Origin of the sequence: Acidovorax sp. SUPP1855 (assembly GCF_030158955.1) — a bacterium.
GTDB lineage: Bacteria > Pseudomonadota > Gammaproteobacteria > Burkholderiales > Burkholderiaceae_C > Paracidovorax.
Genome location: NZ_BQXI01000020.1, coordinates 87242 through 100221, shown reverse-complemented (window position 1 = coordinate 100221; position 12980 = coordinate 87242). Strand labels below are relative to the sequence as shown.

Genomic DNA, 12980 nt, shown 5'->3' with positions numbered 1-12980 from the left:
GGTTGCTTCACCAGCTTCACCGCTTCCCGTTTGAACTCGTCCGTAAATGCTCTTCTCGTCCTTGGCATGTTTGCCTCCTAAACACATCATGTCATTCGATGTGTCCGGGAAACCGGGGGAAGCCCAAAGACACGCATCAGTAACCTGTTTAGTGGTTCAGGCGCATTTGTGAATCTGGCACCCGATACTTACGACACACTCGTCGTCGACGAGGCGCATCGGCTCAACGAAAAAAGCGGCCTCTATCGCAATCTCGGCAGCAACCAAATAAGGGAGCTAATTGAGTCTGCTCGCTGTACCGTGTTCTTCGTTGATAACGACCAGCGCGTCACCTTGCTCGACATCGGAAACTCCGAGGAGCTACGTCGGCACGCGTTTGATCTCGACGCCGAGGTCACTGAGTTGAAGCTTTCGTCACAGTTCCGGTGCAACGGATCCGACGGCTACCTTGCTTGGCTCGACGACACCTTCGACATTCGTGAGACTGCGAATCCGATTCTTGACACGGGCGAGTACGACTTCCGAGTCTTCGATAGCCCTTCCGATCTACACGCACTCATTGCACTGAAAAACAGATCGAACAATCGTTCACGTGTCGTCGCCGGTTACTGCTGGGAGTGGCCGAGCAAGAAAAATCCAGAGGCATGGGATATCGAGCTCCCCGAATTCGACTATCAACGTCGCTGGAATCTCGGCACCGATGGAAGTTTGTGGATCGTGAAATCTGGATCTGTCGAACAGGTTGGATGCATTCACACCTGTCAAGGCCTGGAATTGGACTACGTCGGCGTCATCATCGGGCCCGATCTGATTTATCGCGATGGGCGAATTGTGACCGATGCGACGAAGCGAGCCTCCTCTGACCAATCGGTCAGGGGTCTTAAGAAAATGATGGCCGAGTATCCGGACCGGGCAAGGGTGCTGGCCGACGCCATCGTCAAGAACACGTACAGAACCCTGATGACTCGCGGCATGAAGGGATGCTACGTGTATTGCGCTGATGCATCGCTGGCTGCGTATCTGCGCTCGCGCCTGATATCGGCTCCGAGTGTCGCGAATGTGCAGAAGAAGGCCCGGATTGCCCAGGTGGAGGCGGCCACAGCGTCTAATGTGATTCCTCTGAAGCGTGTTTCACCGGAAGAGAGACTCGCTGGAATCGCTTCCGCGCCCGTCATCGACTTGCGCTTCGCCGCAGGATCATTTTCAGACATTCAGGCCTTCGAAGGACAAGCAACCGATTGGGTGGCGCTACCCGACTGGGTTCGTCCTCAGCCTGGCCTATTCGTCGCGCAGGTAATTGGCGAGTCGATGAACCGACGCATTCCGAGCGGTGCATGGTGTCTTTTTCGTAGCAATCCGAGTGGTACCCGCCAGGGAAAGGTCGTAGTCGTCCAGCATCGCGATCTCGCCGATCCGGAGACGGGCGGCAGGTATACAGTCAAGCTCTACTCGAGCAAGAAGGCTCCAAACGATAGTGGTGAGTTGACACATGAGCGCATCACGTTAAGCCCCGACTCCGATCAACCGGGCTTCGAACCGATCGTCCTCCACGTGGGGCGCGACGAAGAGGGATTTGCGGTGGTCGCCGAAATGCTAATGGTGTTGGAGGTCCCCAATGCCTAAAGTTAGAACACGTACGTCTATGGACACTAACCGACCCTCAGTGCAGTTCGCTCGACCGGCATGCCTGTGACCCGAGGCATGGCAGGTGCATGCCTAGGAACTTACACCGCTGGCGCTTCCATCATGGCCGGTATTTGCTTCCCCAACGCCTCTTCGTCGTACCTTTCCCGAGCGCTGCGGATGCTCCCGTGATGCTCGTCCGCCCACTGCAGCAACTGCGATAGCGGCGCCAGCACCGACTGCCCCAAAGCCGACAGCCGGTACTACACACTGGGCGGCTTGGTCGGAAAGACGTGCCGGGTCAGCAGGCCGTCGCGCTCCAGGGACCGCAGGGTCTGGGCCAGCATGCGCTTGGAGATGTCGGGCACGGCCCTTTGCAGTGCGCCGAAGCGCAAGGGGGCCGGGGCGAGCGTCAGCAGGATCAGCGTGGTCCATTTGTCGCCGATGTGGTCCAGCACGTCGCGCACCGGGCACTGGCCGAGGTCCAGCCCGTCGGGGCGCTCGCGCATCCAGGCCTGGGTGGCGGCCAGGGCTTCCAGGGCCTCGGGGGCGGCCGGGGCAGGGGGGTGAGCGTCAGGTAACCAGGGCATGAAAAGCTGCCTTCTTGTGGAAGTTGGGGCGGTTCCTAATATAGACCTCCTCTCCAATCCATACCCAGAGGATCTTTGCATGTCCACTTCTTCCCCTCGCCTGCTCGTCACCGGTGCCAATGGCCAGCTTGGCCGCCTCGTCATCCAGCAGCTTCTCACGCGGGTGCCGGCCTCGCAGATCGTGGCCTCGGTGCGCAACGTGGAGAAAAGCTCGGCCGTGCTGCCCGCAGGCATCGAGCTGCGCCAGGCGGACTACGGCGATGCGGCCTCTTGGGACGCCGCGCTGCAGGGCATCGACCGCGTGCTGTTGATTTCGTCCAGCGAGGTCGGCAGCCGGGTCGCGCAGCATGGCAATGTCATCAGCGCGGCAGCCCGGGCAAAGGTGCAACTGATCGCCTACACGAGCGTGCTGCATGCCGACGTGTCTCCGCTGGGCTTGGCGAAAGAGCATCTGGCGACCGAGGTGCTGCTCCAGGAGTCGGGTGTTCCCTTCGTGCTGCTGCGCAACAGCTGGTACACCGAGAACAATCTGATGGGCATTGCCGATGCGCTCGGCCGCGGCGTGCTGGTGGGCAGCTCGGGCGAAGGCCGGTTCGCTTCGGCGTCGCGGGACGACTACGCCGCCGCGGCCGCCGCCGTGCTGGCCGCGAAGGACAGCCATGCCGGCAAGGTCTATGAACTCGCGGGCGACGATGCCTACACCCGGGCCGAGCTGGCGCAGGAAGTGTCACGCCAAGCCGGCAAGCCGCTGGCTTATCAGGACATGCCCGAAGCCGCCTACCGCGACCTGCTGGTGCAGGTGGGGCTGCCTGCGCCTGTGGCCGAGATGCTCGCGCAAAGCGACGCCAGCGCTGCCAAAGGTGCGTTGTTCGACAGCGGTCGCCAGCTCAGTGCGCTGATCGGCCGGCCCACGACGCCTCTGGCGGCGTCGGTGAGCGAAGCCCTGAAATCCTGAGTTAGCAGGCCCAGGCTACCCCCACCCCCGCGTAGATCCCGGCCGGTCGCACACGGCCGGGCGTTGCCGAAGGCGAGCGTCAAGCCCCCGCTTGCGCCCCTTCGGCATTTGCATATGTGGTCAAAGTATTTGTAATTCGCATGCAAGGGCCTCATGATTTCACAAAACGCATGAAATCAAGCCCATGGAATTGCGCCAGCTCGAAGCCTTCGCCGCGGTGATGTCCACCGGCAGCGTGACCGCGGCCGCGCGCCTGCTGGACCGCTCGCAGCCCTCCGTCAGCCGCTCGCTGCAGGAACTGGAGGCCGAGATCGGCTATGCGCTCTTCGCCCGCGGCGGCCCGCGCGTCACGCCCACCGAGCAGGGCTTTCTGTTGTACGAGGATGTGGAGCGCGCGCTCGGCGGCCTGCGGCAGATCCGCGATCGCGCCGCCGAGATCGCGCGCGGCGAGGCCCGCCCCCTGCGCCTGGCCGCCACCTCGGCGCTGGCCGTGGGCCTGCTGCCCCAGGCGCTGCGGCTGGCCGAGCCGCACACCGGCAGCGCCGCCATCTAGTTGCGCAGCACCTCGCCCGAAGAGGTGGTGCATGCCGTGCTCACGGGCGCGGTGCAATTGGGGGCCACCAGCCTGCCGCTGGAGCACCGTGGGCTGCAGGTGCACTGGATCGCCCAGACCGCCTGCATGGCCGTGCTCCCGCAGGATGACCCGCTCACCGCCCAGGCCGTGGTGCCGCTGGCCGCGCTGGCCGAGCGCCGACTCATCACCTTGAGCAATCCGTTTCGCCTGCGCGGGCGCATCGACCGGGCGCTGGCCCAGGTCGGCCAGCCGGGGCTGGCGCGCCGCGATGCGATCGAGACCAATTCGTCCGTCAACGCCCAGGCCGCCGTGCGCGCCGGGCTGGGCGTGGCCGTGCTGGAGCCGCTGACCGCGCTGGGCCTGCCCTGCGACGGCGTGGCCGTGCGGCCGCTGGACACCGACATTCCTTTTTTCTTCGGGGTCATCACGCCCCAGGCGCAGCCCGTCACGCCGCAGGTCCAGGCCGTGGCGGATGCACTGCTGCAGGCGGCCCGGCCGCTGCCGGGCTTCGTGCAACACGCCCCGCAAGCGCATGCCGCGCTGCTGCAGGCGCTCTACGGCGGCGATGCCGGCCCCACTGCTTCCGAGGTTTCCGAATGACGATTGCCACCCCCACCGATTCCACCCTTGCGCCCGCGCCCGCCGGGCTCGCCGCCCTGGAGGCGCGCCTGCGCCAGGACCTGCAATGGCTGGGCCTGCCCGCGCGGCGCTGGGTGCCGCCGCGGCTGACCGAGGCAGGCGAGCCGGTGCTGGACGTGGCCATCGTCGGCGGCGGCATGGCCGGGCTGGCGCTGGGCGCCTCGCTGGCGCACATGGGTGTGCAGGCACCGCTGTTCGATCGTGCGCCCGAGGGCTTCGAGGGCCCCTGGGCGACCACCGCGCGCATGGAGACCCTGCGCTCGCCCAAGGAGCTGACCGGGCCCGCACTGGGCCTGCCGGCGCTCACCTTCCGCGCCTGGTTCGAATCGCAGTTCGGCCTGCCGGCCTGGGCGGCGCTCGACAAGATCCCGCGCCTGCAGTGGATGGATTACCTGCGCTGGTACCGCCGCGTGCTGGGCCTGGACGTGCGCAACCGCCAGCGCGTGCTGGCCGTGCATCCGCGCGCCGACGGCCTGGTGCGGATTGACCTGGCCGACGATGCCAACGGCGGCGCGCCCCACCACGTGCTGGCCCGCCATGCGGTGCTGGCCACGGGCCGCGACGGCCTGGGCGGCCCCTGGGTGCCCGACTGGGCGCGGGCGCTGCCGGCGGGCCGCTGGGCGCACTCGGCCGATGTGTGGGACGGCGCCGCGCTGCGCGGCCTGCGCGTGGCGGTGGTGGGCGGCGGGGCCTCGGCCATGGATTCGGCCGCCACGGCGCTGGAGGCCGGCGCCGCGCGTGTGGACCTGCTGGTGCGCCGCGCCGAGCTGCCCCGCGTGAACAAGGGCAAGGGCGCGGGCAACCCTGGCATGGCACACGGCTTTTGGTCGCTGCCGGACGAATGGAAGTGGCGCTTTCGCCATTACCTGAACGTGCAGCAGGTGCCGCCGCCGCACGGCAGCACCCTGCGCGTGTCGCGCCACGCCAATGCGCACTTCCACCTGGGGGCCGGCGTGCACGGCGCGTCCGTGCGGCCCGATGGCGCGCTGCGCCTGGAGACCGCCAAGGGCCCGCTGGCCGCCGACTTCGTGGTTTTCTGCACCGGCTTTCGCACCGACTGGGCGCTGCGCCCGGAGTTCGCCGCGTTCGCGCCGGCCGTGCGCCTGTGGCAGGACCGCTTCGTGCCGCCGGCCGGCGAGGACGATGCCGAGCTGGCCGCCTCGCCCGACCTGGGGCCGCTGTTCGAGTTCCAGGAGAAGGCGCCCGGCGCCTGCCCAGGCCTGGACCGCGTGCACTGCTTCAACTACGGCGGCGCGCTGTCGCAGGGCGCGGGCGCGGGCGACATCCCGCAGATCAGCGATGGCGCCCAGCGCCTGGCGCGGGGCCTGGCCGCCCGCCTGCTGGCCGACGACGCCGCGCTGCACTACGCGGCCATGCAGCGCTACGAAGAACCCGAGCTGGACGGCGACGAATGGACGCCGGCGGCCTTCTCGGCCTATGGTCCCGAGGGCGCCTCGCCGGCCGCCAGCGCCCCGGCCCTCCCCGAAAGCGTCCCGGAGGTCACGCGATGATTGCTATTAAAATAATAGCTATATGCCCTAGTGGATATTGCACTGGAGGCCTTTTTGCCTTGAAGCGCTCGCGGCCGCCCGCGGCCCCGCGGCCATGACCGGCTGGCTGCTGCGCCGCCTGGGCCAGGCGCTGCTGGTGGTGCTGGCCATGACGGTGATCGTGTTCGTGGGCCTGCACGCCATCGGCAACCCGGTGGACATCCTGATCGGCGACGACATGAACCAGCAGGAGCGCCTGGCCGCCATCGCGCGGCTGGGGCTCGACCAGCCGCTGTGGCGCCAGTACCTGGCCTTCATCGACGGCGCGCTGCACGGCAGCCTGGGCAAGAGCTTCGTGTACCAGGAAGACGCCGTGCGCCTGATCCTGCAGCGCCTGCCCGCCACGCTGGAGCTGGCCCTGGCCGCGCTGGTGCTGGCGGTGGTGCTGGGCGTGCCGCTGGGGCTTTATGCCGGCATGCGGCCGGACAGCGCGGTGTCCAAGGCGCTCATGGCGGTCAGCATCGCGGGCTTTTCGCTGCCGGCGTTCTGGGTGGCGCTGATGCTCATCATGGTGTTCAGCGTGCAGCTGGGGTGGATGCCCGCCAGCGGCCGCGGCGCCACGCGCGAGCTGTTCGGCGTGCCGTGGTCGTTCCTCACGCTCGATGGCCTGCAGCACCTGGCGCTGCCGGCGTTCAACCTGGCGCTGTTCAAGATCTCGCTGGTGCTGCGGCTCACGCGGGCCGGCGTGCGCGAGGTGCTGCCGCAGGACTTCGTGAAGTTCGCGCGCGCCAAGGGCCTGTCGCCCGCGCGGGTGATGTGCATGCATGTGCTGCGCAACACGCTGATTCCGCTCGTCACGGTGCTGGGCCTGGAGCTGGGCTCGACCATCGCCTATGCGGTGGTGACGGAGAGCATCTTCGCGTGGCCCGGCGCGGGCAAGCTGATCCTGGACAGCATCAACAGCCTGGACCGCCCCGTGGTGGTGGCCTACCTGATGGTGGTGGTCGTGATCTTCGTGACGCTCAACCTGGTGGTGGATGTGCTCTACCGCCTGCTGGACCCGCGCGCCCGGGTGGAGGGCGCGGCATGACGCAGCCTGTGGTTTCGCCCGACGCCCCCGTGGCGCGGGGCTTCGACGACCGGTCGATCTGGTACCGCGTGGCGGTGGATTTCCTGCGCTCGCGCACCGCGGCCGTCGCGCTGGCCGTGCTGGCGTTGGTGGTGATCGCGGCGCTGGCCGCGCCCTGGATCACGCCGCAGAACCCCTACGACCTGATGCAGCTCGATGTGCTGGATGCGCGCCTGAAGCCCGGCGCGGCCAACGCCGAGGGCACCTTCACCTACTGGCTGGGCACGGACGGGCAGGGGCGCGACCTGTACTCGGCCATCGTGTACGGCCTGCGCATCAGCCTGCTGGTGGGCGTGGGCTCGGCCGTGGTGGCGGCGGTGATCGGCACGCTGGTGGGGCTGCTCGCGGCCTACGCGGGCGGCAAGGTCGATGCGCTGCTGATGCGCGTGGTCGATCTATTGCTGTCGTTCCCGACCATCCTCATGGCGCTGATGATCCTGGCCTACGTGGGCAAGGGCGTGGGCAACGTGGTGCTCACGCTGGTGCTGCTGGAGTGGGCCTACTACGCCCGCACGGCGCGCGGCCAGGCGCTGGTGGAGGCGCGCCGCGAATACGTGGAGGCCGCGCGCGGCCAGGGCATTCCCGGCTGGCGCATCGTCACCGGGCACATCCTGCCCAACTGCCTGCCGCCGCTCTTGGTGATCGGCGCGCTGCAGGTGGCGCGCGCCATCACGCTGGAGGCCACGCTGTCGTTCCTGGGCCTGGGCGTGCCGATCACGGAGCCCTCGCTGGGCCTCCTGATCTCCAACGGCTACCAGTACCTGCTGTCCAACGAATACTGGATCAGCTTCTTTCCCGGCCTGGCGCTGCTGTTCACCATCGTCGCGATCAACCTCGTGGGCGACCAGCTGCGCGACGTGCTCAACCCGAGGCTGCAGAAATGATGGGCACCGCATCGTCTTCCCCGATCCCGGCGTCCGCTGCCGCGGTGCCCGCCGGCGTTCCCACGCTGGAGGTGCGCGATCTGCGCACGCGCTTTCACACCCGCGCCGGCGTGCTGCCGGTGGTGGACGGCGTGTCGTTCACGCTCGGGCGCGGCAAGGTGCTGGGCCTGGTGGGCGAGTCGGGCTCGGGCAAATCCGTCACCGGCTTCTCGATCATGGGGCTGGTCGATCCGCCCGGCCGCGTGGAGGGCGGGCAGATGCTGTTCCAGGGCCGCGACCTCACCACGCTGCCGGCCGCCGAGCGGCGCGCGCTGCAGGGCAACCGCATCGCCATGATCTTCCAGGACCCGATGGCCACGCTCAACCCGGTGCTGCGCGTGGACACGCAGATGATCGAGGCCGTCAAGGTCCACCGCCGCGCCACCACCGCCGAGGCCCGCGCCCTGTCGCGCGACACGCTGGCGCTGATGGGCATTCCCAGCCCCGACGACCGGCTGCGGGCCTACCCGCACCAGCTGTCGGGCGGCATGCGCCAGCGCGTGGCGATCGCCATCGCGCTGCTGCACGGGCCCGACCTCGTCATCGCCGACGAGCCGACCACGGCGCTGGATGTGACCATCCAGGCGCAGATCCTGTCCGAGGTGCAAAAGCTGGTGCGCGAGCGCGGCACCTCGCTGATCTGGATCAGCCACGACCTGTCGGTGGTGGCGGGCCTGGCCGACGAGATCGCCGTGATGTATGCCGGGCGCATCGTGGAGCACGGCACGGTGGACGACGTGCTCGACCACCCGCAGCACCCCTACACCCAGGGCCTGATCGGCAGCCTGCCCAGCGCCAACCGGCGCGGCGAGCGGCTGCGGCAGATTCCCGGCATGGCGCCGTCGCTGCTGCACATGCCGCCGGGCTGCGCCTTCGCGCCGCGCTGCCCACGCGCCAGCGCCGCCTGCGGCGTATCGCCGGCCATCACGCACCCGCGCGCCCAGGCCCCGGCGCACGCGGTGCGGTGCTTCCATCCCGGTGCTTCGGAGGGCGCGGCATGAGCGAGGTTCGCGACGTTCTTTCGCCGCCAGGCCCTGGCGGCGCCAACCCGGCCACGGCCGCCGCCCCGCCGCTGGTGGAGCTGCGCGGCGTGGCCAAGCGCTTCGGCCAGCAGCCGCCGCCGGGCCCCGTGGGCCGGGCGCTGCGGCGCCTGGGCCTTTCCAAAGCGCCGGTCGTCACCCACGCGGTCGACGGCGTGGACCTGGCGGTGCACGCGGGCGAGGTCGTGGGCCTGGTGGGCGAGTCGGGCTGCGGCAAGTCCACGCTGGGCCGCATCGCCGCCGGGCTGCTGCCGGCCACCGAGGGCGAGGTGCGGGTGGACGGGCGCCCGCTCGAAGCATTGAACGGCCGCGACCGGCTGGCCGCGCGGCTGCGCACGCAGATGGTGTTCCAGGACCCGTTCGCCAGCCTGAACCCGCGCCTGCGTGTCTCGCGCATCGTGGGCGAGGCGGCGCTGCTGCACGGCCTGACCGATGCCGCCGGGCTCGATGACTACGTGAGCGCCCAGTTGCGCCGCGCGGGGCTGGACCCGGCGCTGCGCCACCGCTACCCGCACCAATTCAGCGGCGGCCAGCGCCAGCGCATCGGCATCGCCCGCGCGCTGGCGGTGCAGCCGGGCCTGCTGGTGTGCGACGAGGCCGTGGCGGCGCTGGACGTGTCGATCCAGGCGCAGATCCTCAACCTGTTCATGGACCTGCGCGACCAGCTGGGCCTGACCTACCTGTTCATCAGCCACGACCTGGGCGTGGTGGAGCACGTGTGCGACCGCGTGGTGGTGATGTACCTGGGCCGCGTGGTCGAGAGCGCGCCGGTCGAGGAGCTCTTCGCCCGGCCCAACCACCCTTACACGCAGGCGCTGCTGGCCGAGATCCCGAGCGTGGCCGCGCGGCGCACGCGCTTTTCGTCCATCCGCGGCGAGATCCCCAGCCCCATTTCGCCGCCCTCGGGCTGCCATTTCCACCCCCGGTGCCCGCACGCCATGCCGCGCTGCGCCATCGAGGTGCCGCGGCTGCGCGGCATCGCCGTGCGGCACGAGAGCGCCTGCCATCTCAACGACGGCTGAGCGCTCACCGTCCAACGCCCGTTGCCCCCGCCGTATCCCGTTCGTTTTTTCCTGAAAGGCCCGCCATGACTTCCTTCCGCCTCGCCACCCTGGCCGCTGCCGCGCTGCTCGCCGGCACCGGCGCGCTCGCGCAGAACGGCAACACGCTGTCCATCGGCTTCGCCGACCCGGTGTCGTCGGTCGATCCGCAGCTCAACAACCACGCGGGCGACCGCTCGCTGGCGCTGCATTTCTGGGACTCGCTGGTCAACTCGCGCGACGGCGGCAAGCTGGAGCCGGGCCTGGCCGCCAGCTGGAAGACGCTGGACGACAAGACCTGGGAGTTCAAGCTGCGCACCGACGTGAAGTGGCAGGACGGCACGCCCTTCACGGCCGACGACATCGTGTTCTCGTTCCAGCGCGCGCGCAACGTGCCCGGCAGCGTGGCGTCCTATGCGGGCGCGCTGCGCACGGTCGAATCGACCACGGCCAAGGACGCGCACACCGTCATCGTCAAGACCAACACGCCCAACCCCATGCTGCCGCTGGAGATCGCCTCGATCTACATCGTGAGCAAGCACGTGGGCGAAAAATCCAAGACCGAGGACTACAACGCCGGCCGCGCCGTCGTGGGCACGGGGCCGTACAAATTCGTCTCCTACGTGCCGGGCGACCGCACGGTGTTCGAGCGCAGCGCGAGCTACTACGGCACCAAGCCGCTGTGGGAGAAGGTGAACTACCGCTACATCAACAACGGCGCGGCACGCACCGCCGCGCTGCTGGCGGGCGACGTGGACGTGATCGACAAGGTCGCCGTGACCGACGTGGAGAAGCTGCGCAAGACGCCCAGCGTGAGCGTGTACACCTACCCCGGCCTGCGCGCGCTGCTGCTGCAGCCCAGCTTCAAGGCCGGCGCCAACGAGTTCGTCACCGACAACGCGGGCAAGCCGCTCGCGCAGAATCCGTTGCGGGACGTGCGCGTGCGCCAGGCGCTGTCGCTGGCCATCAACCGCAAGGCCATCGTGGACCGCGTGCTGCAGGGCACGGTGACCGAGGCCAACCAGTGGATGCCCAAGGGCAGCTTCGGCTACAACCCCGAGGTCAAGGACATTCCCTACAACGTGGAGCAGGCCAAAAAGCTGCTGGCCGAGGCCGGCTTTCCGCAGGGCTTTCAGATCACCATCCACGTACCCGGCGACCGCTACCCGCAGGCCCCCGAGACCGTGCAGGCCGTGGCCCAGTTCTGGAGCCGCGCGGGCGTGAAGACCAAGGTGGAGGTGCTGCCCTGGGCCTCGTATGCCAGCCGCGCCAACAAGAACGACTTCGCCGTCAGCGTGATCGCCTGGGGCAACGGCACGGGAGAGGCCGGCTACGGCCTGCTGCAGACGCTGGCCACCACCGACGCCCAGCGCGGCCGGGGCGCCAACAACTGGGGCCGCTACAGCAATGAAGCGGTGGACAAGGCACTCGATGCCGCCACGGTGGAGTTCGATGCGCGCCGCCGCGAGGCCGTGTTCCGCCATGCCGCCAAGCTGGTCACCGACGACGTGGGCCAGATCCCGCTGTTCCACTACCAGAACATCTGGGCGGCCAAGAAGGGGCTGAAGGTCGAGCCGATCCTGAGCGACCGCACCACCGCCCTGCAAGTCACCCGCGTGGGCAAGTAAGGCGTGGCCGCGCTCACCATCACCCCCGCCGACGCGCTGATCGACGTGCCGCGCCACATCGTGGCCAGCGGACTCGTGCCGGGCGAGACCGTCACGCTGCGCAGCCACACCCTGCGCGGCCCGGGCGTCGCCTGGCGCGCCGAGGCCGTCTTCGAGGCCGATGCCCAGGGCACGGTGGACCTGTCGCGCGATGCGCCGCGGTCGGGCAGCTACGCCGGCGTGTCGCCCATGGGCCTGGTGTGGTCGCAGGTGCCCGACGGCGGGCAGGCGCCGCGCGCGCTGTTCGCCAGCACCCCGGCCGCGCCGCTGGCCACCGAGGTCACCCTGGAGCGCGGCGCGCCGGGCGGCGCGCAGCTCCCGGGCCGCTTCGTGCAGCACCTGGTCGGCCCCGGCGTGGTGCGGCGCGACGTGCGCGACGAGGGCCTGTCGGGCACGCTGTTCCTGCCGCCGGGCCCGGGACCGCACCCGGCCGTGCTGGTGCTCAACGGCTCGGGCGGGGGCATCAACGAGCCGCGTGCGGCGCTGTACGCCTCGCACGGCTACGCGGCGCTGGCGCTGGGCTACTTCCAGTCGCCGGGGCGGCCCGACCACATCTCGGACACGCACCTCGAATACTTCGAGACCGCGCTCGCCTGGCTGCACCGCACGGTGCGCCCGCGCGGCGGCTTCGTCGCGCTGAGTGGGCAGTCGCGCGGCGGCGAGCTGGTGCTGCTGCTGGGCACGCTGTTCCCGGAGCAGGTCTCGGCCGTCATCGGCTACGTGCCGGGCGCGGTGGTGCACAGCGCGCAGAACGCGTGCAACCCCGCCAACGGCCCCGACAGCCGCAACGGCCCGGCGTGGATCTTCCGCGGCCAGCCGCTGCCGCACCTGTGGGAGAACAACCGCACGGCCACCTGGGCGCCGTGGGACGAGGGACCCGAGCCGCGCCGCCATGCCAACGCGCTGCTCACCGCGCTGCAGGACGAGGAGGCCGTGGAGCGCGCCCGCATCCGCGTGGAGCGCATCCGCGGGCCGGTGCTGCTGCTGACCGCCGAGGACGACGGCTCCTGGCCCTCGTCGCGCTACGGCCGCATGGTCGTGGAGCGGCTGAAGGCCCATGCGCACCCGCACCCGGTGGCGCAGTACGACTACGCGGGCGCGGGGCATTCGATTTTGTTTCCCTACCTGCCCACCACGCAGACCGTGTACGCCCACCCGGTCTCGGGCCGGCTCAGCACCGGCGGCGGCGCCCCCGCGCCCAACGCCTGGGCCGACGAACACTCGTGGCGGCAGGTGCTATCGTTTTTGAAGCAAGCTGCCATAGAAGAATCTGTGCTGCAGCCCTAAAACACTGATATTCCTGGCGGCCG

The 12980-nt window shown here is 69.3% G+C and carries 10 protein-coding genes and 1 pseudogene; 10 read left to right on the top strand and 1 reads right to left on the bottom strand.

The genetic code is table 11. The annotated features are described in order from the left end of the window. Window positions 1-168: 168 nt before the first annotated feature. Entirely contained in the window at window positions 169-1623 is a 1455-nt protein-coding gene (locus AVMA1855_RS17380) for a DNA/RNA helicase domain-containing protein (RefSeq protein WP_502870345.1), read from the top strand. Window positions 1624-1886: 263 nt separating this feature from the next. Here the strand turns inward: AVMA1855_RS17380 and AVMA1855_RS26645 are convergent, their stop codons facing one another. Next, window positions 1887-2213: a winged helix-turn-helix transcriptional regulator gene (locus AVMA1855_RS26645; RefSeq protein ID WP_349817119.1), complete on the bottom strand. Its 327-nt coding sequence runs from the start codon at window positions 2211-2213 to the stop codon at window positions 1887-1889. 79 nt (window positions 2214-2292) lie between these two features. Here AVMA1855_RS26645 and AVMA1855_RS17370 point away from each other — a divergent pair, with 79 nt between their 5' ends. The 9 genes and pseudogenes from AVMA1855_RS17370 to AVMA1855_RS17330 all read left to right on the top strand — a co-directional run bounded on the left by AVMA1855_RS17370 (window position 2293) and on the right by AVMA1855_RS17330 (window position 12957). Then, on the top strand, window positions 2293-3168 hold the full coding sequence (locus AVMA1855_RS17370; protein ID WP_284426668.1) for an SDR family oxidoreductase: 876 nt from the start codon (window positions 2293-2295) through the stop codon (window positions 3166-3168). Between the two features lie 184 nt (window positions 3169-3352). Then, window positions 3353-4342: pseudogene (locus AVMA1855_RS17365) on the top strand (LysR substrate-binding domain-containing protein). Then, complete coding sequence (locus tag AVMA1855_RS17360) at window positions 4339-5892, top strand: flavin-containing monooxygenase (protein WP_284426667.1); 1554 nt, start codon at window positions 4339-4341, stop codon at window positions 5890-5892. The pseudogene AVMA1855_RS17365 and the gene AVMA1855_RS17360 overlap by 4 nt, the downstream one beginning before the upstream one ends. A gap of 94 nt (window positions 5893-5986) precedes the next feature. Further along, complete coding sequence (locus AVMA1855_RS17355) at window positions 5987-6961, top strand: ABC transporter permease (protein ID WP_284426666.1); 975 nt, start codon at window positions 5987-5989, stop codon at window positions 6959-6961. Beyond that, the gene (locus AVMA1855_RS17350; protein ID WP_284426665.1) at window positions 6958-7884 is read left to right on the top strand and encodes an ABC transporter permease; all 927 of its coding nucleotides are present in this window, start codon (window positions 6958-6960) and stop codon (window positions 7882-7884) included. The genes AVMA1855_RS17355 and AVMA1855_RS17350 overlap by 4 nt, the downstream gene beginning before the upstream one ends. Next, entirely contained in the window at window positions 7881-8924 is a 1044-nt protein-coding gene (locus AVMA1855_RS17345) for an ABC transporter ATP-binding protein (protein ID WP_284426664.1), read from the top strand. The genes AVMA1855_RS17350 and AVMA1855_RS17345 overlap by 4 nt, the downstream gene beginning before the upstream one ends. After that, the gene (locus AVMA1855_RS17340; RefSeq protein WP_284426663.1) at window positions 8921-9985 is read left to right on the top strand and encodes an ABC transporter ATP-binding protein; all 1065 of its coding nucleotides are present in this window, start codon (window positions 8921-8923) and stop codon (window positions 9983-9985) included. Before AVMA1855_RS17345 ends, AVMA1855_RS17340 begins: the two co-directional genes overlap by 4 nt. 65 nt (window positions 9986-10050) lie before the next feature. Next, entirely contained in the window at window positions 10051-11631 is a 1581-nt protein-coding gene (locus tag AVMA1855_RS17335; RefSeq protein ID WP_284426662.1) for an ABC transporter substrate-binding protein, read from the top strand. A 3-nt stretch (window positions 11632-11634) separates the two neighbouring features. Next, window positions 11635-12957, top strand: coding sequence for an acyl-CoA thioesterase/bile acid-CoA:amino acid N-acyltransferase family protein (locus tag AVMA1855_RS17330; RefSeq protein WP_284426661.1), 1323 nt, complete (start codon window positions 11635-11637; stop codon window positions 12955-12957). Window positions 12958-12980 lie beyond the last annotated feature (23 nt).

Coding starts and splice junctions, on each gene's coding strand:
- AVMA1855_RS26645 (WP_349817119.1), bottom strand. CDS start 2,213: ATGCCCTGGTTACCTGACGCTCACCCCCCTGCCCCGGCCGCCCCCGAG.
- AVMA1855_RS17370 (WP_284426668.1), top strand. CDS start 2,293: ATGTCCACTTCTTCCCCTCGCCTGCTCGTCACCGGTGCCAATGGCCAG.
- AVMA1855_RS17360 (WP_284426667.1), top strand. CDS start 4,339: ATGACGATTGCCACCCCCACCGATTCCACCCTTGCGCCCGCGCCCGCC.
- AVMA1855_RS17355 (WP_284426666.1), top strand. CDS start 5,987: ATGACCGGCTGGCTGCTGCGCCGCCTGGGCCAGGCGCTGCTGGTGGTG.
- AVMA1855_RS17350 (WP_284426665.1), top strand. CDS start 6,958: ATGACGCAGCCTGTGGTTTCGCCCGACGCCCCCGTGGCGCGGGGCTTC.
- AVMA1855_RS17345 (WP_284426664.1), top strand. CDS start 7,881: ATGATGGGCACCGCATCGTCTTCCCCGATCCCGGCGTCCGCTGCCGCG.
- AVMA1855_RS17340 (WP_284426663.1), top strand. CDS start 8,921: ATGAGCGAGGTTCGCGACGTTCTTTCGCCGCCAGGCCCTGGCGGCGCC.
- AVMA1855_RS17335 (WP_284426662.1), top strand. CDS start 10,051: ATGACTTCCTTCCGCCTCGCCACCCTGGCCGCTGCCGCGCTGCTCGCC.